Annotated in this window: 19 protein-coding genes; 4 read left to right on the forward strand and 15 right to left on the reverse strand. The window is 67.0% G+C overall.

All coding sequences use genetic code 11. The annotated features are described in order from the left end of the window. Positions 1-19: 19 nt before the first annotated feature. The 11 genes from AC1RCS_RS22605 to AC1RCS_RS22655 all read right to left on the reverse strand — a co-directional run bounded on the left by AC1RCS_RS22605 (position 20) and on the right by AC1RCS_RS22655 (position 12,572). Positions 20-1,093 carry a branched-chain amino acid ABC transporter permease gene (locus tag AC1RCS_RS22605; RefSeq protein ID WP_492246074.1) on the reverse strand — a complete coding sequence of 358 codons (1,074 nt, stop codon included), beginning with the start codon at positions 1,091-1,093 and terminating at the stop codon, positions 20-22. 16 nt (positions 1,094-1,109) lie between these two features. Continuing rightward, positions 1,110-2,096: a branched-chain amino acid ABC transporter permease gene (locus AC1RCS_RS22610; protein WP_218294058.1), complete on the reverse strand. Its 987-nt coding sequence runs from the start codon at positions 2,094-2,096 to the stop codon at positions 1,110-1,112. A gap of 115 nt (positions 2,097-2,211) precedes the next feature. Further along, positions 2,212-2,955 (reverse strand): ABC transporter ATP-binding protein, encoded by a 744-nt coding sequence (locus AC1RCS_RS22615; RefSeq protein WP_492246075.1) that lies wholly within the window; start codon positions 2,953-2,955, stop codon positions 2,212-2,214. After that, positions 2,952-3,725 carry an ABC transporter ATP-binding protein gene (locus AC1RCS_RS22620; protein WP_218340752.1) on the reverse strand — a complete coding sequence of 258 codons (774 nt, stop codon included), beginning with the start codon at positions 3,723-3,725 and terminating at the stop codon, positions 2,952-2,954. The genes AC1RCS_RS22615 and AC1RCS_RS22620 overlap by 4 nt, the downstream gene beginning before the upstream one ends. A 267-nt stretch (positions 3,726-3,992) precedes the next feature. Continuing rightward, positions 3,993-5,465, reverse strand: coding sequence for an extracellular catalytic domain type 2 short-chain-length polyhydroxyalkanoate depolymerase (locus AC1RCS_RS22625; RefSeq protein ID WP_492246076.1), 1,473 nt, complete (start codon positions 5,463-5,465; stop codon positions 3,993-3,995). Positions 5,466-5,640: 175 nt separating this feature from the next. After that, positions 5,641-6,834, reverse strand: coding sequence for a substrate-binding domain-containing protein (locus AC1RCS_RS22630; protein ID WP_492246077.1), 1,194 nt, complete (start codon positions 6,832-6,834; stop codon positions 5,641-5,643). 152 nt (positions 6,835-6,986) lie between these two features. Continuing rightward, positions 6,987-8,498: a sigma-54 interaction domain-containing protein gene (locus AC1RCS_RS22635; protein ID WP_218340750.1), complete on the reverse strand. Its 1,512-nt coding sequence runs from the start codon at positions 8,496-8,498 to the stop codon at positions 6,987-6,989. Positions 8,499-8,614: 116 nt separating this feature from the next. Then, positions 8,615-9,292, reverse strand: a complete 678-nt coding sequence (locus AC1RCS_RS22640; protein WP_492246078.1) for a DUF2325 domain-containing protein — start codon at positions 9,290-9,292, stop codon at positions 8,615-8,617. 207 nt (positions 9,293-9,499) lie between these two features. Continuing rightward, complete coding sequence (locus AC1RCS_RS22645) at positions 9,500-11,005, reverse strand: tripartite tricarboxylate transporter permease (RefSeq protein ID WP_218340748.1); 1,506 nt, start codon at positions 11,003-11,005, stop codon at positions 9,500-9,502. Positions 11,006-11,017: 12 nt separating this feature from the next. Continuing rightward, positions 11,018-11,536 carry a tripartite tricarboxylate transporter TctB family protein gene (locus AC1RCS_RS22650; protein ID WP_218294050.1) on the reverse strand — a complete coding sequence of 173 codons (519 nt, stop codon included), beginning with the start codon at positions 11,534-11,536 and terminating at the stop codon, positions 11,018-11,020. A gap of 76 nt (positions 11,537-11,612) precedes the next feature. Next, positions 11,613-12,572 carry a Bug family tripartite tricarboxylate transporter substrate binding protein gene (locus AC1RCS_RS22655; RefSeq protein WP_218294049.1) on the reverse strand — a complete coding sequence of 320 codons (960 nt, stop codon included), beginning with the start codon at positions 12,570-12,572 and terminating at the stop codon, positions 11,613-11,615. 125 nt (positions 12,573-12,697) lie between these two features. Between AC1RCS_RS22655 and AC1RCS_RS22660 the strand changes: the two genes are divergently transcribed. From AC1RCS_RS22660 to AC1RCS_RS22670, 3 genes are read left to right on the forward strand one after another with little or no spacing between them, the layout of a single operon-like run. Continuing rightward, positions 12,698-13,384: a response regulator gene (locus AC1RCS_RS22660; protein WP_492246079.1), complete on the forward strand. Its 687-nt coding sequence runs from the start codon at positions 12,698-12,700 to the stop codon at positions 13,382-13,384. After that, entirely contained in the window at positions 13,381-14,850 is a 1,470-nt protein-coding gene (locus AC1RCS_RS22665) for a sensor histidine kinase (protein WP_218294047.1), read from the forward strand. Before AC1RCS_RS22660 ends, AC1RCS_RS22665 begins: the two co-directional genes overlap by 4 nt. After that, positions 14,847-15,272 (forward strand): RNA-binding S4 domain-containing protein, encoded by a 426-nt coding sequence (locus tag AC1RCS_RS22670; protein ID WP_218294046.1) that lies wholly within the window; start codon positions 14,847-14,849, stop codon positions 15,270-15,272. The genes AC1RCS_RS22665 and AC1RCS_RS22670 overlap by 4 nt, the downstream gene beginning before the upstream one ends. Positions 15,273-15,399: 127 nt before the next feature. Here the strand turns inward: AC1RCS_RS22670 and AC1RCS_RS22675 are convergent, their stop codons facing one another. Beyond that, positions 15,400-16,764: a heavy metal sensor histidine kinase gene (locus AC1RCS_RS22675; RefSeq protein ID WP_492246080.1), complete on the reverse strand. Its 1,365-nt coding sequence runs from the start codon at positions 16,762-16,764 to the stop codon at positions 15,400-15,402. After that, entirely contained in the window at positions 16,761-17,450 is a 690-nt protein-coding gene (locus AC1RCS_RS22680; RefSeq protein ID WP_369642113.1) for a heavy metal response regulator transcription factor, read from the reverse strand. Before AC1RCS_RS22680 ends, AC1RCS_RS22675 begins: the two co-directional genes overlap by 4 nt. A 165-nt stretch (positions 17,451-17,615) precedes the next feature. Between AC1RCS_RS22680 and AC1RCS_RS22685 the strand changes: the two genes are divergently transcribed. After that, positions 17,616-17,966, forward strand: coding sequence for a DUF4148 domain-containing protein (locus AC1RCS_RS22685; RefSeq protein ID WP_492246081.1), 351 nt, complete (start codon positions 17,616-17,618; stop codon positions 17,964-17,966). 144 nt (positions 17,967-18,110) lie between these two features. Here AC1RCS_RS22685 and AC1RCS_RS22690 read toward each other — a convergent pair whose 3' ends face one another. Both AC1RCS_RS22690 and AC1RCS_RS22695 read right to left on the reverse strand, forming a co-directional pair. After that, positions 18,111-18,551 carry a DUF6691 family protein gene (locus AC1RCS_RS22690; protein ID WP_492246082.1) on the reverse strand — a complete coding sequence of 147 codons (441 nt, stop codon included), beginning with the start codon at positions 18,549-18,551 and terminating at the stop codon, positions 18,111-18,113. 51 nt (positions 18,552-18,602) lie between these two features. Then, a complete protein-coding gene (locus AC1RCS_RS22695; protein WP_218294041.1) occupies positions 18,603-19,037 on the reverse strand; it encodes a YeeE/YedE family protein in 435 nt (144 codons plus the stop codon). Positions 19,038-19,123 lie beyond the last annotated feature (86 nt).

Raw genomic sequence — 19,123 nt, forward strand, 5'->3', positions numbered from 1 at the left:
GCGTGCGGGAAGGGGCCGCCTACCCCGCCTTGCGCGCAGCTGCCGCGCGCAGGCGCCCCACCACACCGGTAGGGAAGTAATACACCGACAGAACGAACAGGACGCCCAGCCACAGCAGCCAGCGGTCCGGCGAGAGCAGCGCAGACAGCCAGGGCAGGCCCGAGGTGGCCTCGTGCCCCAGGCGCAGCAGGTCCTGCAGGTAGCTTTGCGCCACCAGGAAGAGCACGGCGCCGATGGCCGATCCGTAGATGGTGCCCATGCCGCCGATCACCACGATGAGCAGGCAGTCCATCATGATTTCGAAGCTGAGCGAGGTGTCGGGCCCGTTGTAGCGCAGCCAGAGCGCGAGCATCGCGCCCGCCATGGTGGCGAACAGCGCCGACAGCACGCTCGACGTGGTGCGGTACACCACCACGCGGTAGCCGATGGCCTCGGCGCGGAACTCGTTCTCGCGGATGGCCTGCAGCACGCGGCCGAACGGTGAATTGACGATGCGCAGCAGCGCCAGCACCAGCGCCACCGCCGCGACGAACAGCAGGTAGTAGCAGATCAGGCGGCCGTCGATGGCCACGCCCAGGAAGGGCTCTTCAAAGGGCTCGAAACTGGGCGACAGGATCTCGGGCACCTTGAAGGTCAGGCCGTCTTCGCCGCCGGTGATGTCGGACAGCTGCGAGGCCAGCGTCTGGAACGCCGCGGCAACGGCCAGCGTGATCATCGCGAAGAAGATGGCGCGCACGCGCAGCGAGAACAAGCCCACTGCCAGCGACAGCAGCAGCGACAGCAGCAGCGCGCCGCCAATGCCCACGCCCAGCGCCGTCCAGGTCGGCCCCAGGCGGGTGGTGGCCACCGCGATGCCGTAGGCCCCGATGCCGAAGAACATGGTGTGCGCGAAGCTCACGATGCCGGTGTAGCCCAGCAGCAGATCGAAGCTGGCCACCAGCACCACGAAGATCAGCACCTTGGCGGCCACCGACAGCGCCTTGACGCCCGGGAACAGGAAGGGTGCAAACGCCAGCCCGATGAGGATGGCCACCAGGATCACCGCGAGCACCTTGCTGCGCGGGTAGTCGTTGGAAAGAAGTCGGTTCAGCATGTCTTGGGGCTCCTCTTCAACGGTTCGCGACCGGGTACACACCCTGCGGACGCCAGAGCAGGATCGCAACCATCAGCGCGATGTTGGAGAACAGCGCCACCTTGGGCACCAGGAAGCCGGTGTAGTTGGCCATGAGCCCCACCAGCAGCGCGCCGATGAGGGCGCCGCCCGTGGACCCGAGGCCGCCGATGATGATCACGATGAAGATCAGCACGTTGACCTGCGCGCCCATCTGCGGCACCACGTTCTGCTGGTACAGGCCCCACATCACCCCGCCCAGGCCCGCCAGGGCCGAGCCCACCACGAACACGCCGATGAACAGGCGGCGGATGCGGTAGCCCAGGCTCTCGACCATCTCGCGGTCCTGCACGCCGGCGCGGATGAGCAGGCCGACCTTGGTGCGCGACAGCGTCCAGGCCAGCACGGCGAACACCAGCAGCCCCACGGCCACGGCCACCAGGCGGTATTTCTCGATGGCTGCATCGCCAATGAGCAGCGAGCCACGCATGCCCTCGGGCAGCGGCAGCGGGATCTGCGCGGGGCCCCAGATGACCTTGATGAGTTCTTCACCAATGATCATGCCGCCCATGGTGATGAGGATCTGCTTGAGGTGCTGGCCGTACACGGGCCGCACGATGAAACGCTCGAACGCCAGGCCCACCGCGCCCGCCACGGCCATGGCCACCAGCATGGCGGGCAGCACGGCCAGCAGGTTGCGCCACAGCTCGGCGCTTTGCGTCCAGTCGCCCATGGTGCCCAGCACGCTGGTGGCCACGAAGGCGCCCAGCGCGATGAACACGCCGTGGCCAAAGTTGAGCACGTCCATGAGGCCGAACACCAGCGTGAGGCCCGAGGCGATGATGAACACGATCATGCCCATGGCCAGCCCCGCCACCGTGAGCGTGAGCCAGGTGCTGGGCGAGCCGATGAAGGGCAGCACCAGCAGTGCCAGCGCGGGCACCAGGGCCAGGGGCTTCCAGTCGAAGTCGCGGGTGATGCTCATGCCCGGTCTCCTTGCGTGGCAAGCGCCACGCGCTTGAATGCTATATTTTTAATAGCTTTCGGCGCTTTGCCATCCAGCGCCAGAGGCCAGAATAGCTTGAAATTTTTTGTGGAATTCATAGTGCCAACCCCAGCAGCGACCGCTGCAGTGCCTCGTCCTGCGCCAGCGCGGCCATGCTGCCCGCATGCACCACCTGGCCGTTGTCCATCACGGCCACGGTGTCGCCGAGCCGCTTCGCGAAGTTGATGTTCTGCTCCACCAGCAGGATGGTCACGCCGCTCTTCTTGAGCTGGTCGAACGCCTCGATCATGTTGTTGATGATGGCGGGGGCGAGGCCCTTGCTCGGCTCGTCCACGATGAGCAGGTCGCGGGGCTCGACGATGGCGCGGCTCACGGCCACCATCTGCTTTTGCCCGCCGCTGAGCTTGCCGGCCGGGTGGTTCCAGAATTTCTCCACGGCCGGGAAGAGCTTGAAGATCCATTCGAGCCGCGCCGTGTCCATCTGCGCTGCGTTCTTGGCGCCGCGCGCGGCCAGCAGCATGTTTTCCTTCACGGTCAGGTCCGCGAAGATGCCCATGTTCTCGGGCACGTAGGCGATGTTCATGCCCGCGATCTGCGGGGTGTTCAGCGCCGTGATGTCCTTGCCCCCGAAGTGGACCGAGCCCTGGGACGCATGCCACAGGCCCATGATGGTGCGCAGCGTGGTCGTCTTGCCTGCGCCGTTGCGGCCCAGCAGCATGGTGAGCTGGCCCTTGGGCACGGCCAGGTCGACGCCGTGCAGGATGTGGTACGCGCCGATGTGGGTGTGCACGCCCTTGAGTTCGAGCAGGTTGCCCGTGTTGTTCGTGGTGGTGGTCATGCAGCCGCCTCCTTCGTCACGCCCAGGTAGGCCTCTTGCACCACGGGCGAGGCGATCACTTCTGCCGGCGGGCCGTCGGCCACCAGCGTGCCGTTGGTCAGCACGATGATGCGGTCGGCCAGCTCGCGCACCACGTCCATCTTGTGCTCCACCAGCAGGATGATCTTGGTCTTGTCTTTTTTCAGCTCGCGGATCAGGTTCAGGATCACGGGCGCCTCGTCGTGGCTCATGCCGGCCGTGGGCTCGTCGAACATGTAGACCTGCGGCTCCAGCGCCATGAGCAGCGCCACTTCGAGCTTGCGCTGGTCGCCGTGCGGCAGGCTGGCCACGGGGGTGTCGCGGCGCTCGTGCATGGCCACCGTGTGCAGGATGGCCTGCGCCCGTTCGGTCAGCGCGCGGTGGTCGCTCCAGATGCTCCACAGGTTCAGGCCCCGGCGGTGCTTGCCCTCCTGCGTGGCCTGCACGGCCAGGCGCACGTTCTCCAGCACGCTGAGGTTCGGGAACAGGTTGGTGAGCTGAAACGCCCGGCCCAGGCCCGCATGCGTGCGCGCCGAGACCGACTGGCCCGTGAGGTCCTGCCCGCCCAGCGTGACGCTGCCCGCCGTGGCGCGCAGCTGCCCCGAGATGAGGTTGAAGTACGTGGTCTTGCCCGCACCGTTGGGGCCCACGATGGCGGTCAGCGTGCCGGGCTCGAAGGAGCAGGTCACGGCGTTGACCGCCACGTGGCCGCCGAAGCGGATGGTCAAGTCCTTGGTGGCCAAGGTGCTCATGGGTGGTGTTTCACTTTCACGGTCGTCGTCATTTCATTCAAAGAGGCCGGCAACCCAGCCCTGCGGCGGGATGCCAAGACCTGCACTGCGTTTCCATCGTCAACAGTCTCCGCAACTGGCGCGGGCGAAACCAGCAACCGCCGCGCAAGGGCCGCCCAAGCTGCAAAGCGGCGTTTCTCCTGCGTGCGCTGGCCCCCCCTTCCCGAATGGCGCAGCCATCCGAGAGAAGGGGGAAGACGCGAAGCGGCTCAGGGGGTTGTACATGCTTCAGCAGGTACCGATCACGTAGTACCCGGGGCTGGTCTGCTTGAGCGTGGTGGTCACGAACACGTTCCACCAGCCCATGCCCTGGTTGGAGCCCAGGGCATACGCGAAGCCCGCATAGGCGTACGCCCGGCCCGCGAGGGTGTGCGCATAGTTGCTGGCCGTGGTGCAGGTGCCCGTGCCGCCACCCGGCGCCGCCAGCGTGGTGCCGGATGCCGCCGCGGACACGGCGCCTTCGGCGCCGTTGGCATCGGCGGCACGCACGGTCCAGCTGTAGGTGGTGGAAGCGGCCAGGCCGGTGTCGCTGTAGTTCGTGGCGGTCACGGGCAGCGCGTTGACCTTATTGGCGTTGCGGTACACGTTGTAGCTGGCAGCGCCCGAGACGGCATTCCAGGCAATCGCCATGCTGCTGGCGGTGGCGCCCGAGGTGCTCACGCCCGTGGGGGCAGGCAGGTCCACCGGCGGGTTGGTGGTGCCGCCGCTGGAGACCCGGTCCACCATGGCCTTGATGGCCGCCATCTGCGGACCGGACTTCTTGGCGTAGTTGGCGTTGTCGTAGCCCCACCAGTCAAAGCAGCTGTTGGTGGCGGCCGTGCTGGTCTGTGGGTACAGCATCACCATGTTGTTGGTGTCGGCCCAGCGGTTGTAACCCGTGTTGCGCACGTACTGCTGCTGCACATCGCTGATGTTCTGCTTGCAGCCATGCAGCACCACATGCAGCTTGCAGGTGGCGCTGCCGCCCGCCTGGCAGGCCTGCGGCACATAGGCCCAGCCCGTGGCGGCCATGCCGTGGTTGGAGATGAATTCGCTCTGGTTGAACTCGATGAAGTTGCCGGTGGGCAGCGCCGCGTTGTTGCGTGCATTGAGCGGGCCGTACAGGTGCTGCAGCATGGCACCGGCCAGGTCGAAGTTGCAGTTGCTGATGTAGGGCGCGGCCTTGGTGGTGCAGCCGTTGCCGTAGTCGTCGGTGACCATGGCGTGCTCGGCCGCGATGTCCTTCTTGTAGACCACGTTGGCGGCCGGCACGAAGCTGTTGTAGTAGGTGCGCAGGGCATCCATCACGCCGGTCTTGACCGCACTGTCGAGCGTGCCCGAGAACAGGTAGACCTTCGAGTTCTGGAGATTGGCCACGGGGTCGATGGCGCCTTGGCTGGCCCAGGTGTTGGTGGTGCTGACCAGCGTGCTGGTGGGAATGCCCGCCGGGCTGGCCATGCAGCGCCCCGTGGCATTGACGACCGAGCCCTCGGCGCAATAGAACGGCCCGCCCGCGACCACGCCCACCCCTTTGGCAAACGTGGCCGAATACGCCACGTGCAGCTGCACGGCCATGAAGCCGCCAGCCGACAGGCCCGACACGGTGGTCTGGGTCTTGTCGATCTTGAGCGCGGGCAGGTTGACGGCGGCCATCGCGCCGCCCGCTGCGCACATTGAAATTACAGCCCCTGCTGCAGCCGCCCGGATGAAATTGAAAGCCATGTTGTCTTGTCTCCAAATAATTTTGAGAAAAACCGACCCTGCCCCCGTGTGATCCGGGGGTTCATGCATCAATTCACTGGAAAAAGAGGGGCGGCCGCCCCTGCGGGATGAACCCCGAAGGAGCAGGATGGTTGTCCTGTCCGTCGGGCCTCGCTAACGCATCGAAAAAACCGGCCTATCGCTTGTTGCGGATCGGCACGTTCATTTCTTCAGGCTTGATCTCGCGCACCAGCTCGGGCACGCCCCAGGCGAAGGCCGGGTCCACCTTGATCTTGAAGTGGTACATGCTCTGCATGGCCTGGTGGTCTTCCTTGCGGAAGGTCATCTTGCCCTTGGGGGTCTCGAAGCTCATGCCCTCCATGGTCTTGATGAGCTTGTTGGTGTTGGTGTCGCCGTTCGTGGCCTTGAGGGCCGTGACCAGCGCCATGGCGGAGCTGAAGCCGCCGGCGGTGAAGAAGTCCGGCGGGGTCTTGAACTCCTTGTAGTGCGCGGCCACCATGGCTTCGTTCACGGGGTTCTTGGGGATGCCGAAGTAGTAGTACGTGGCGCCTTCCATGCCAGGGAAGTTCTTGTACGCGGCCATGGCGGGCAGGATGTTGCCGCCCGTGGCGATCTCGATGTTGTAGCGCTTCAAGTCCATGTCGGCGATCTTGAAGGGGTTGCCCGCGCCGGCCCAGATGATGAAGATGACCTTGCGGCCGGGCACGTCCTTGAGCTTGTCGATCAGGCGCTGGGCACCGGCAGTGAAGTCGGTGGTGGTCGTGGGCAGGTACTCCTCGTGCACGAGCTTGGCGTTCTTGAGCGCGTCCTTGAAGGCCTTCACGCCGTCGCGGCCGAAGGCATAGTCCTGCGCCAGCGTGGCCACCGTGACGCCGGCCTTGTCGACGGCCACGGCGTTGGAGATGGCATCCTGGCTGCTGTTGCGGCCGGTGCGGAAGATGTACTTGTTCCACTTGTCGCCGGTGATGGCGTCGGCCACGGCGGGCTCCACCAGCAGGATCTTCTTGTATTCCTCGGCCACGGGCAGCAGCGCCAGGGCCACGCCCGAGGACGTGGGGCCGACGGCGATGTCGGCCTTGTCGTCCGAATAGGCCGAGGCCAGCAGGCTCTTGCCCAGGTCAGGCTTGCCCTGGTCGTCCTTTTCAATCACGACGAGCTTCTTGCCATTGACGGTCATGCTGCCGCCGGTGGCGTAGTTCAGGCCCATCAGCAGGCCGGTCTGGGTCTGCTTGCCATAGGCCTCCAGCGGGCCGGTCTTGCTGTAGATGTGGGCGATGCGGATTTCCCCGGCCTGGCCGAAAGCGGGGGAGGAAAGCGTGGCGGCGGTGACGGCAGCGGTGGCCAGGGCGAGCAGGGTGCGACGATGCATGGCGATGTCTCCTTGTTGTGATGCCTGAACATTGCACAGTTCATGCCAGCATGCAAGCTGTTGATTTGTATAAAAACCCTGCTGACGCCTGCGGGACATGGTCTGATTTTTGAACAATCCAATTGTAGAAATATCAGACATATGTCTGATATTTATTCAGGGTTTTCCAGACGTCCATACAGCGTGGCCCGCGAGATGCCCAGTTGCCGTGCGGTGGCGAGCTTGTTGCCGCCATGGGCTTTCAGGGTCGCCGCGATGGCGCGCCGCTCCAGCTCGGCCACCTGCTCGGCCAGCGGACGCAGGTAGCGGCTTTCGTCCTGGGCATCGGCCATGGAAGCCGTGTCCAGCACCGGCGCGGGAGCGGCCGGCTCCACGCCGGCCTCGCGCAGGACACGTTCGAGCTGGGCGGCGTCGATGGACGGCGAGTCGCTGCGCATCACGGCCTGCTCCAGCACGTTGCGCAGTTCGCGGATGTTGCCGCGCCAGGGCTGGCCCGCCAGCAGCGCCATGGCATCGGGCAGCAGCTCGGGCGGGGCCGTGCTGTTGCGCAGCGCCAGGTCTTCACCCAGCGCCTCCACCAAGGCCGGGATGTCGGTGCGCCGCACGCGCAGCGGCGGCACGCGCACGGGCAGCACGTGCAGGCGGTAGAACAGGTCCTCGCGGAACTTGCCCTCGCGCACCAGCGCGGCCAGGTCGCGCGAGGTGGCGGCCAGGATGCGCACGTTGAAGGGCACGAGCTTGTTGGAGCCCAGCGGCTCGATCTCGCCCTCTTGCAGGGCCCGCAGCAGCTTGGCCTGCAGGCTTTGCGGCATGTCGCCGATTTCGTCGAGGAAGAGCGTGCCGCCATCGGCCAGCTTGAACTTGCCGTCGCGCCCCTTGCGGTCGGCACCGGTGTAGGCCCCGGGGGCCACGCCAAAGAACTCGGCCTCCAGCAATGTGTCGGGCACGGCGGCAATGTTGACGCTCACGAACGGGCCGCTGGCGCGGCTCGATGCCGCATGAATGGCGTGGGCCAGCAACTCCTTGCCCGTGCCCGTCTCGCCCAGCAACAACACGGGGCTGCTGGACTGCGCCGCGCGGCGCGCCTGGCGCTTGACCTCGGCCGCCGCAGGGCTGGAGCCAATGAAGCTGGCAAAGGTGTACTTGGCGCGCCGCTCGCCGTCGCCCGCCACGGCCAGGGAGCGGCTGCGCTGGCTGGCCAGCTCGCGCCGCGCGTCGTCCAGGTCCCGCTGCAGCAGCGCGAACTTGCTGATCAGCGGCTGCAGCGTGGTCTCGGGGTGGTCGAACAGCACGATGCCGATGGCGCCGATCACGCGGTCGGCATCGTCGCGCAGCGGGATGCGGCTGACCACGAAGGTGCCCGCCTTGTTGGTGAGCAGGTCGATCAGCACGGGCTGGCCGGTCTCCAGCACGCGGCGCATCTGGGTGTTGGGGATCACCTCTTCCACCGTGCGGCCCACGAACTGGTCGACCGAGGAGAACCCCAGGTCGGGCAGAAAGCGCTGGTAGCCTTCGTTGACCCACACGATGCGCCCGCTGCGGTCCACCAGGAACATGCCCTGGCTGACGCTGGAAAACAGCTGGAACATGGACCGCGCCGCCAGTTCGAGAATGCCCTGGGCATCCAGCGGCAGTGCGGGGGCGTCGTCGGTGAGCAGGGGCATCCGCGGATGGTAGCGCGGCGCGGCCGCCACATGCGCCACGGGCCCGGCGCAGCGCCTCGAACCCGCGCCGCCAAATACTATCAAATCAATAGCATTTTGCGCTTATTCCTTCAGCGCTAGCGGCCATTTTCATTCAAGATCAACGCCTTCTGCCCGGTGGTGGTGCCGTCCGCAGGGCGCTGCGCGCGCACCATGCGCAGGACCACCATGGGCTGGATGGCGGCCAGCGCCTCTGCCTCTCGCACGGCCAGGGGCTGGTCCACCAGGATGCAAGGCTTGCCCGTACGGCGGCAGTGGTCCTGCACCCGCCAGTACTCGTCATGGCTGATGCAGCCGGTCTGGCAGATCACCAGGTCGGCCGCGGCCAGATTGGCGTCGAGCGCCGAGCCCGCGGGCGCCCCGCGCAGGGCGCCGGCCGGGGCATGCACGCGGGCCGCCGCAGCGCCGCTGGCGGGCTCCACGGCGCTGGCGGGAGCCGCATCGGCCTGTGCCGCCAGCCGCCAGCGCAGGCATTCGCGCGACAAGCTCGCGATGCGCTCGGCGAGCACGCCGATGTGGAGCGCCATGGCCTTGCGGCGGGGCAGGCCGGGGTGCGCGGCCTTCATCCGCTCCAGTTCATCCCGCGCCATCGCCAGGCGCGTGTCCCGCACGATGACCTGGGCGCGCAGCCGCACCACCTGGCGCTGCAGTGCCTCGATCTGCGCGGCCTGGGCGGCCATGGCGGTGCTGCAGCGCTTCTGTGCATCGCCCAGTTGGCGGCAGAGCGCCAGAAACTCCTGCGGAAGTGATTGCATGCACCATCCTTGCAAATAAGAACTATTCGCATTTTATGGTACGATTCACGGCTTGTGAGCACGCAAGTCACCTTGGTGGGGAAGGCAACGGGGGCATGAAACCCTTGTGGTCTGGCTTGCGAAATCCGCCGTCTGCACCAGCCGGTGCCCGCATGAAAAAACCGCGCCATGTGGCGCGGTTTTCTTTTTTGCGAGCCTTTGTGTGTATCAGCGCTCCAGCGCCGCCAGCTTGCGTGCCGCCCAGCGCCGCAGCAGGCGCGGCACGATGAGCACGGACAGCACGATGACGATCAGCGTCAGCGAACCGGGGCGCTCCAGGAAGATCGTCCACTTGCCTTCGCCAATCGACACGGCGTTGCGCATCTGCGCCTCTGCCAGAGGCCCCAGGATCATGCCCACCACCACTGGAGCGGCCGGGAAGTCGAAGCGGCGCATCACCACGCCCAAGAGGCCGATCGCATACAGCAGCACCAGATCGAACGCGCTCTGGCGCATGCCGTACACGCCCAGCGTGGAGAACACCAGGATGCCCGCGTACAGGTACGACTTGGGAATCTTGAGCAGCTTCACCCACAGGCCCACCAGCGGCAGGTTCAGGATGAGCAGCATCACGTTGCCGATGTACATGGAGGCGATCAGTGCCCACACCAGCGCGCCATTGGTGTCGAACAGCTGCGGGCCGGGCTGGATGCCGTAGTTCTGGAACGCACCCAGCAGGATGGCCGTGGTGTTGGACGTGGGAATGCCCAGCGTGAGCAGCGGGATCAGCGTGGCCGTGATGGCCGCGTTGTTGGCGGCCTCGGGGCCCGCCACGCCTTCGATGGCGCCGGTGGTGCCGAACTCTTCCTTGTGCTTGCTCAGCTTCTTTTCAGCGGCGTAGCTCAGGAAGGTCGGGATCTCGCTGCCGCCCGCGGGCACGGTGCCGAACGGAAAGCCGATGAAGGTGGCGCGGATCCATGCGGGCCACGAACGCCTCCACTCCTCCTTGGTCATGTGCGTGCTGGTCAGGCGGTTCTGGGTTTCGTCGGTCTTGCCTTCGTACATCACGTTGTACAAGGCCTCGCCCACGGCAAACAGGCCCACGGCGATCAGCACCACCTCGATCCCGTCCATCAGCTCGGGCACGCCACCGGTGTAGCGCGCCTGGCCCGAGATCTGGTCGATGCCGATGAGGCCCATGGCCAGGCCGACGAACAGCGCCACCATGCCGCGCAGCGTGCTCTTGCCCAGCACCGCGCTCACGGTGGTGAAGGCCAGCACCATCAGCATGAAGTACTCGGGCGGGCCCAGGCGCACGGCGTATTCAGCCACCAGGGGGGCAAAGAACGTGACCAGCACGGTGGCGATGGTGCCCGCCACGAACGAGCCGATGGCGGCGGTCGCCAGCGCCGCGCCCGCACGGCCGTTCTTGGCCATCTTGTTGCCCTCCATGGCGGTGACCATGGAGCCCGCCTCACCGGGCGTGTTCAGCAGGATGGACGTGGTGGAGCCGCCATACATGGCGCCGTAATAGATGCCCGCGAAGAAGATCATGGAGGCCGTGGCCTCGACCTTCACGGTGATGGGCAGCAGCATGGCCACCGCCACGGCTGGCCCGATGCCGGGCAGCACGCCCACGGCGGTGCCGATCATGCAGCCCACGAAGGCCCACATCAGGTTGATGGGAGTGGCAGCGGTGGCAAAACCCTGCATCAGGAGGTTCAACGTTTCCATGGCGTGCAGGCTTTACAGCCACCCCGTGTTGGTGAGGCCGGGCAGGTTGATGGCCAGCAATTGCGTAAACATCCAGAACACCGGCGCGGCCACGGCCACGCCAATGAGGGAATCCTTGATCCAGGCCCGCAGGCGCAGGTCCAGCTCGCCTTCCGAGCTCTTGAAGCCCCGCACCGACAGCACGAAGCACAGCGCGCAGCTCAGGATGAAGCCCAGCGTCGTGATGAGCAAGGCATTGAGCAGCAGCCCGGCCGACACCCAGATGAAACCCTTCCAGTGGGCGCGCTCGTCGCCCGAGCCCTCTTCCAGCTCACGAAAGCCCCCGGTCAGTGCATGCACCACGCAGAGCACGCCGCAGATCAGCAAGGCGATGCTGACCACCCAGGGAAAGAAATTGGGGCCCACGCCGCCGTAGCCCGCCTCCGAGCTGACCGTGCTGGCACCCCAGGCCAGAAACAGCGCAAGCACCACCAGGCCCGCCCCTATCAGGGTCTGCAAGGGCTTGGAGCGCGATGAATGTTGTTGTGTCATGTTTTTCCTTCACCGGGCGGGCAGCAAGGCCGCGCACCCCGCAGGGGCCGCGCAGCCGAGGCCTAACTTGCTGGCCTCAGATCATCCCCGACTTGGCCATGGTGGCGCGCATGCTGGCGAACTCGGCATCCACGAAGTTGGCGAACTCGTCGCCGGCCATCCATGCGGGGGTCCAGCCGTTCTTCTCCATCGCATCTTGCCAGGCCTTGTGCTTGAAGGTCTTGGACAGGGCCTCGATCAGCGCCTTGCGCTGCTCGGGGGTGATGCCAGGCGCGCCGTACACGCCGCGCCAGTTGCCGATTTCCACGTTGATGCCCTGCTCCTTGAGCGTGGCGACGTTCACGCCCTTCAGGCGCGAGCCCGAGGTGACGCCCACGGCGCGCATCTTGCCCGCGGTGATGTACTCGGCGAACTCGCTGTAGCCGCTGCCGCCGACCGTGACGTTGCCGCCCAGGATGGCGGCGGTGGCCTCACCACCCCCACGGAAGGCCACGTAGTTGATCTTGGCGGGGTCCACGCCCACTTCGCGGGCGATCATCGCTGCCGCGATGTGCTCGGTGGAACCACGCGAGCCACCGCCCCACTTCACGCTGCCAGGATCCTTCTTGAGCTGGTCCACCACGTCCTTCATGGACTTGAAAGGCGAATTGGCGGGCAGCACGAACACGTTGTATTCGCTGGTCAGGCGCGCGAGCGGGGTCACCTTGTCCAGGCCCACGGGCGGCTTGCCCGTGATGATGCCGCCCAGCATCACGGCGCCCATCACCATCAGGGCGTTCGGGTCGCCCTTGCTGGCGTTGACGAACTGGGCCAGGCCGATGGCGCCAGCGGCGCCGCCCTTGTTGTCATAAGACACCGACGACGCGACGCCTGCATCCTGCATGGCCTTGCCCAGCGCACGGCCCGTGGTGTCCCAGCCACCGCCAGGGTTGGCGGGAATCATCATCTTGATGGCGTGGGCGCTCTGGGCCGATACCGGCAGCACGCCGGCGGCGGCCATGGCAGCCAGTGATTTCAGAAACATATCGCGACGCATGGTGTCTCCTTGTAAGGTTTGCGAACCGTTCGATGATGCGCGCGCTGCCTGTCAAACGGCTGTCCTGCGACTCAGGGAAAACACCCATACGGCGCATGCGATGAGACGATGCTATGGTGCCGCGCATGCAATTGCTCCTCGTTGAAGACGACCCCACCATGCAGGCGACCCTGCACCGTGCACTGACCCGGCGCGGCATGGAGGTGACTGCGGTGGGCGACGGCAAATCCGCCCTGAGCCAGTGGGCGTCCCGCCAGCCCGACGCCGTCATTCTGGACCTTACCCTGCCCGGGCTCGACGGCCTGCAGGTGCTGCAGCAGGCGCGCGCCCGCGGCCTGCGAACGCCGGTGCTGATCCTCACCGCCCGAGGCACCGTGGGCGACCGGGTGATGGGGCTGAACGCAGGGGCGGACGATTACCTGCCCAAGCCCTTCGACCTGGACGAACTCGAGGCCCGGCTGCGTGCCCTGGTGCGCCGCAGCGCGGACCCCCTACCCGGCATGCAGCTGGCTCCCAGCACCGTGCAGATCGGTGCCATCCGCTATGACAAGAACAGCGGCGCGCTGTATCTCCAGGGCGAGGTGATGGAGCTGACGCCGCGCGAGCTGGCGCTCATGCACGCCCTGCTTGCCCAGCCAGGCCACGCCGTCACCAAGGAGCGGCTGTACGAGCTGGTGTTCCCCGGCCAGCTGGACGTGCAGTACGAGGCCATCGAGGTCGTGGTGTACCGCCTGCGCAAGAAACTGGCGGGCACCGGCCTGACCCTCATGACGCTGCGCGGGCTGGGCTACCTGCTGCGGACCGACGCATGACCGCAGCCCCCGCCGGCGGGCACCGCCACCCTTCGCTGCGCAGGCGCCTGCTGCTGGGCATCCTGCTGCCGGTGGCGCTGTTCATCGGCTTCAATACCTTCAGCCTGTACCAGCAGACGCTGGCATCGCTGCACACCGCCTACGACCGCACGCTGCTGGCGTCCGCCAAGACCATCAGCGAACAGCTCGACGTGAAAGGCTTTGACGACGCGGCCGAATTGCGCGCCACCGTGCCCTACTCGGCCCTGGAAGCCTTTGAGGCCGACAACCAGAGCCAGATGTTCTACCGCGTCTCCAACCTGCATGGCGAACTGGTCTCGGGATTTGCCGAACTGCCTGTCTGGCGTGGAAAGATCCCGGACCGCCCGCCCTACGCCGCGCTGGTGGACTTCTACGACGACCGCTTTCGCGACCGCGACGTGCGCGTGGCCGTGCTGCTGCAGCCCGTGGCCAGCTCCGAAGGCCGGGCCATGGCCGTGATCCAGGTGGCAGAGACGCTCGAAGTGCGTGAAACGCTGGCCCTGCAGATCCTGCGCAACACGTTGCTGCGCCAGGCCCTGCTGATTGCCGTGATCGCCCTCACCGTGGTGCTGGTGGTGCAGCGGGCCATCCATCCCGTGCGGCAGCTGAGCCTGCAGCTGCAGGACCGCCGGGAGGGCGACCTGAGCCCCATCGCCGCCCCCTCCACGCCGCGCGAACTGCAGCCGCTGATCGACGCCACCAACGAAGTGATGCAGCGCCTGCGCCACCTGCTGCGCCACCAGAAGCGCTTCGTGCGCGATGCCTCCCACCAGCTGCGCACCCCCCTGGCCGTGCTGAAGACCCAGGTGCAATCGGCCCTGCGGGGCGACGTGGAGCCCCGGCAGGCCCTGCACGAGATCAGCGATACGGTGGACCGCGCCACCCAGCTGGCCAACCAGATGCTGGCGCTGGCGAAGGTGGAGCAACTGCGCCAGCAGAGCGCACCGCCCACCACGCGGCTGGACGATGTGCTGCGCACCGTGGCGCTGGAGATATCACCACTGATCGCGCAGCGCGACCTGGACTTCGGCATACAGACCGTGCCCGCGCGGGTCCAGGCCCACGAGTGGATGCTGCGCGAACTGAGCCGCAACCTGCTGCACAACGCCGTGCGCCATGCGCCGCAGGGCAGCGAGCTGACGGTGGACCTGCGCACCGACAGCCACCATGTGGCGCTGACCCTCAGCGACCAGGGCCCCGGCATCGACGGCGAGCTGGCGGCCCGCCTCTTCCAGCCGTTCTCGGCGGGCGATGTGCGCGCCGGCAGCGGCCTGGGCCTGGCGATCTGCCGCGAGATCGTGGAGGCCATCGGGGGCAGCATCTCGCTGACCAACCGCGTGGTGGGCCACCGGGTGGCGGGCCTGGATGCCGTTGTACGCCTGCCACTGGCCGCGCCATCGGCTGACAGTGCAAACCACGCACACGCGTCACAATCCTCCGCATGAACACCTCGGAGACAATGCGGCTGGACAAGTGGCTCTGGTGCGCCCGCTTCTACAAGACGCGCAGCCTGGCCACCGAAGAGATCGGCAAGGGCCGCGTGACGGTCAACGGCCAGCTGGCCAAGCCTGCACGCGACCTGCGCTGCGGCGATACCGTGGCCTTGCGCCAGGGCCCCCTCGCCCGCACGGTTCTGGTGCGGGGCCTGAGCGGCGCGCGCGGACCCGCCCCCATTGCGCAGCAACTGTACGAGGAAACGGCGGACAGCATCACGGCGCGTGAACAGGCTGCCGAACAACGGCGGCTGGCCCCCGAGCCCGCCGCCACGCTGCAGGAGGGCCGACCCACCAAGCGCGACCGGCGCGATATCGAGCGCGTGGGCGCGCGCAGCTGGGGAGACCGCTGGAGCGCGTCGATCGACGAATAGTCCGTCCCCGAAACACCCGGCCAGGCTCCGTGTCGCCAGCCCTGGCTTGAAACACGCCAGGAACAGAAGGGTCCGCCCCCGGGGACTCAGCCCCTTTCGGCCCCGCGCGGACAGGATCGCCCCGTGCCTAGCTGGCAGGCAGCTCCAGGCCGATGGCCGTCACCCCGCCAGACGATGTGGCCACCGTCCGCCCGCCATGCATGCGGGCTATGGCGTCCGTGATGGCCAGGCCCAGGCCATGGTTCCTCTGGGCGTGGGCCCGCGAGGGATCCGCTCGGAAGAATCGGTCGAACAGCCGCGCCAGCACCTCGGGCGCCACGGTCTCCCCCTCGTTGACGACCATCACTCCGCCCCCGCCTCCCGGCAGGGGAGCGATGCGCACCTGCACCGCCGTACCCTGGCGGGCGTGGCGCACCGCATTGCCGATGAGATTGGACAGCGCTCGGTGCAGCAGCGGGACATCGAACTGCCCCGCCGCATCGCCCGAGATGTGCAATGCCAGCCCCGCGTCCGCCAAGGCGGCCTCGTGAAATTCCGCCACCTGCGCCACCACCCGGGCGAGGCTGGGGGTGGGCTCGCGGCGGGCGCCCGCGCCCCGGTCGGCCTGGGAAAGAAAAAGCATGTCGTTGACGATGCCCGTGAGGCGCTGCAATTCCTCCAGGTTGGAGGCCAGCACCTCGCCCAGCTCTCCCGCATTGCCCGCGCCGCCGCCAAGCAGCCCGCGCAACGCCAGCTCGTTGCTGGCCTGCAATGTCGCCAATGGCGTGCGCAGTTCATGGGCCACATCCGCGTTGAATCCCTCCACCTGGACGTAGGCCTTTTCCAGCCGGCCGAGCAGGCCGTTGAACTGCTCGACGAGCGGCTGCAACTCGGCGGGCTGCCCTTCCGTGCCGAGGCGCTGGTGCAGCGTGTCGGGCGAAAGCGCCCGCACCTGCGCCGAGAGGGCGCGCACGGGCGACAACCCCAGGTGGACCAGCGTGAAGCCGCCCAGCGACACCACCACCGCGCCCGCCAGCGCAGCGACCCACAGCGTGACGGCCATGCGGCGCAACAACTGCTCATCGGCCTGGATGTCCAGCGCCAGCCATACCCGCAGCACGCGGCCGGGCGCCTCTGGGCGCTGGGCCGCCACCTCGAAGCTGCGCTCGCGCCAGGCCAGCAGCGGCGGATCGCCCCGCGCAACACGGGGGTAGAGCACCTCCCCCTCCCCAGTCGATACCCGCAGCCGGAAGTTGTCGTGCCCGGCCAGGAAATCATCCAGCAGATGGACGTCGTTCCAGGGCTGCGGCATGGGGTGCATTCCCCCGCCCGACAAAAGATGCCGCACCACGGCTTCCTTCTGCTCCAGCTGGCTGTCCTGCCGTTCGCGAAATCCCGCCGCCGTGACCAGATACACCAGCAGGCACACAGCGCCCAGGCCCGCCAGGCTCTGCGCGGCAAGCCACCAGGACAGCCGCCGGCGCAGCGACCCGGGTGCACGCGTGCCCGTCATGCGCCGCGCGCTTCCATCACATACCCCATGCCACGGATGGTGTGCAGCAGGGGTTCGGGAAAGGGCACGTCCATCTTGCTGCGCAGCCGCCGGATGGCGACCTCGACCACATTGGTCTCGCTATCGAAGTTCATGTCCCATACCTGGGCGGCGATCTCGGTGCGCGAGAGCACTTCCCCCTGGCGGCGCAGGAAGAGCGTGAGCAACAGAAACTCCTTGGCCGTCAGGTCCAGGCGCTGGCCCGCGCGCGTGGCCTTGCGCCGCAACAGATCCACTTCCAGGTTCGCCAGTTGCAGCACCGTGGCGCACGCCGATCCTGGTTGCGCCACCCGGCTCCGCCGCACGATGACCTCGATGCGCGCCATGAGTTCGGAGAAAGCAAACGGCTTGACCAGATAGTCATCGGCGCCCGACTGCAGGCCCAGCACGCGGTCCTCCACCTTGGTACGGGCCGTGAGCATGAGCACAGGGGTCTGGCGGGTCTTGCGCAGCGCGGCAAGCAGGCTCAATCCGTCGATGCCGGGCAGCATCACGTCAAGTACCAGCAGCGCGTAGTCGCCCTCCAGGGCCATGTGCAGGCCATCGACCCCGTTGTGCGCCACGTCCACCACATATCCGGCCTCCGTGAGCCCCTTGCGCAGGTAGTGCGCAAGCTTGACTTCGTCTTCGATGAGCAGAACTTTCATGCCCGGATTGTCAAAGAACATGGCGGGGGCCGCGATTACAAATTCGTCAGGCAGCGGTGGGCACCCTGTCGGCATGGCGTTTTTACAGTATCCCCATGCACTGGCAAGCACCTGCGGCCAGGGCATGCAACCCCGGATCACTCCCCCTGAAAGGAAACACCCTCCATGTCCCGCAAAACCATCCTCAACGCACGCACCGCCTTGTTCGCGCCATTGGCAGCGCTCGCCATGGCGATGCCTGCCGTCGCCACCGCCTCATCCCTGTATCACCCGGCGGGCGGCGAGGTGGGCTACACCACGCACCCGGACCACCTGCAAGGGGGAAAGCAGCGCAGCGACGTCCTGCGGGACATCGAAGCCGCCCGCAAGGACGGCAGCCTCGCCCTGCTCGCGCGCGGCTATGCCCTGCCGCAAAGGAATACCGGCACGCCCAAGACACGCGAACAGGTGCAGCGGGAATTCCTGGAGATGCCCGCCGCGGAGAAGCAGCGCCTGCAGGAAATGCACGGGGGCTGATGCCCCCCACGGATGCAGCCCCGCCAGCAAGGGCCCGGGCCAGCACCCCACCCGCAGTCACCGGTCCCTCCGGTCTGTGAAAGCGCCGCCTCGACCCAGCCACCATTTCTGCAAGCGTGGATCGTGCGGGCCCGTCCGCATCAATCAGCCAGCACGGGTGGCGCGCAAGGCCCGGCGGCGCTCGATCCATTCGAAACCGGCCATGCCCGCCAGCATGGCCCCCACAAACGCCATGGCCTTGGGCTCCCCGGCCCCGACCGACACGATGGCGGGCCCCGGACAGAACCCCGCCATCCCCCACCCCACGCCAAATAGCAGGCTGCCAGCCACCAGGCGCCTGTCGATGCCGCGCGATGCAGGCAAGTGCATGGCCCCGCCCAGGAAGGCCCTGGTGCGCCGGCGTGCCACGGCGAATGCGAGGGCACTCACCGCAAGGGCCCCGCCCATCACAAAGGCCAGTGAGGGATCCCACAGTCCCGTCACATCCAGAAACCCCACGACCTTGCCCGGGTCGGTCATGCCCGAAACCACAAGGCCCAGGCCAAAGACCAGGCCGACGGCGAATTCAGCGATACGGTGGCGCATGGGCCGCTCCCAGAAAATTGAAAATGTTGACCCCAGCCATCCGCAACGCCGTCAGGACAGAACGTGCCGGATGACAAAAACACTGGCAAAACCCGTCCCCATGAAGGCCAGCGTGGCCACCAGTGATCTTGGCGACAGGCGCGCCAGGCCACACACGCCATGGCCGCTGGTGCAGCCCCCGCCGTAGCGGGTGCCAAGGCCCACCAGCAGGCCGGCCAGCACCACCATTGCCCAACTGGCATCGATCCGGGGGCCCTGGCTGGCGCCCACCACACCGCGGTAGAGCGCGGGCGCGGCCAGCAGGCCCAGCACCAAGGCAATACGCCACGCAATATCTCCGCTGCGCGGCCGCAGCAGCCCTCCGACAATGCCGCTGATGCCCAAGACCCGACCATTGAGCAGCACGAAGCCCGCGGCCGCGAGCCCCAGAAGAATGCCCCCGGCCAAGGCAGACCAGGGGGTGAAATGGTTCCAGTCGATCTGCATGCGCGGTACTCCTTGGGCGTAAAGGGAATCGGGTGGATTGTAAAACAATATATTTTTATACAAACTATAATTTTCTTTATTGATTT

The organism is Acidovorax sp. GW823-FHT01C06, assembly GCF_058798375.1.

What these genes read in the sequence shown, in the direction of transcription:
- AC1RCS_RS22615 (WP_492246075.1), bottom strand. Translation starts at nt 2,955, where the DNA reads ATGACCACCACCACGAACAACACGGGCAACCTGCTCGAACTCAAGGGC.
- AC1RCS_RS22685 (WP_492246081.1), top strand. Translation starts at nt 17,616, where the DNA reads ATGTCCCGCAAAACCATCCTCAACGCACGCACCGCCTTGTTCGCGCCA.
- AC1RCS_RS22680 (WP_369642113.1), bottom strand. Translation starts at nt 17,450, where the DNA reads ATGAAAGTTCTGCTCATCGAAGACGAAGTCAAGCTTGCGCACTACCTG.
- AC1RCS_RS22625 (WP_492246076.1), bottom strand. Translation starts at nt 5,465, where the DNA reads ATGGCTTTCAATTTCATCCGGGCGGCTGCAGCAGGGGCTGTAATTTCA.
- AC1RCS_RS22665 (WP_218294047.1), top strand. Translation starts at nt 13,381, where the DNA reads ATGACCGCAGCCCCCGCCGGCGGGCACCGCCACCCTTCGCTGCGCAGG.
- AC1RCS_RS22605 (WP_492246074.1), bottom strand. Translation starts at nt 1,093, where the DNA reads ATGCTGAACCGACTTCTTTCCAACGACTACCCGCGCAGCAAGGTGCTC.
- AC1RCS_RS22610 (WP_218294058.1), bottom strand. Translation starts at nt 2,096, where the DNA reads ATGAGCATCACCCGCGACTTCGACTGGAAGCCCCTGGCCCTGGTGCCC.
- AC1RCS_RS22655 (WP_218294049.1), bottom strand. Translation starts at nt 12,572, where the DNA reads ATGCGTCGCGATATGTTTCTGAAATCACTGGCTGCCATGGCCGCCGCC.
- AC1RCS_RS22650 (WP_218294050.1), bottom strand. Translation starts at nt 11,536, where the DNA reads ATGACACAACAACATTCATCGCGCTCCAAGCCCTTGCAGACCCTGATA.
- AC1RCS_RS22670 (WP_218294046.1), top strand. Translation starts at nt 14,847, where the DNA reads ATGAACACCTCGGAGACAATGCGGCTGGACAAGTGGCTCTGGTGCGCC.
- AC1RCS_RS22690 (WP_492246082.1), bottom strand. Translation starts at nt 18,551, where the DNA reads ATGCGCCACCGTATCGCTGAATTCGCCGTCGGCCTGGTCTTTGGCCTG.
- AC1RCS_RS22675 (WP_492246080.1), bottom strand. Translation starts at nt 16,764, where the DNA reads ATGACGGGCACGCGTGCACCCGGGTCGCTGCGCCGGCGGCTGTCCTGG.
- AC1RCS_RS22645 (WP_218340748.1), bottom strand. Translation starts at nt 11,005, where the DNA reads ATGGAAACGTTGAACCTCCTGATGCAGGGTTTTGCCACCGCTGCCACT.
- AC1RCS_RS22640 (WP_492246078.1), bottom strand. Translation starts at nt 9,292, where the DNA reads ATGCAATCACTTCCGCAGGAGTTTCTGGCGCTCTGCCGCCAACTGGGC.
- AC1RCS_RS22630 (WP_492246077.1), bottom strand. Translation starts at nt 6,834, where the DNA reads ATGCATCGTCGCACCCTGCTCGCCCTGGCCACCGCTGCCGTCACCGCC.
- AC1RCS_RS22620 (WP_218340752.1), bottom strand. Translation starts at nt 3,725, where the DNA reads ATGAGCACCTTGGCCACCAAGGACTTGACCATCCGCTTCGGCGGCCAC.
- AC1RCS_RS22635 (WP_218340750.1), bottom strand. Translation starts at nt 8,498, where the DNA reads ATGCCCCTGCTCACCGACGACGCCCCCGCACTGCCGCTGGATGCCCAG.
- AC1RCS_RS22695 (WP_218294041.1), bottom strand. Translation starts at nt 19,037, where the DNA reads ATGCAGATCGACTGGAACCATTTCACCCCCTGGTCTGCCTTGGCCGGG.
- AC1RCS_RS22660 (WP_492246079.1), top strand. Translation starts at nt 12,698, where the DNA reads ATGCAATTGCTCCTCGTTGAAGACGACCCCACCATGCAGGCGACCCTG.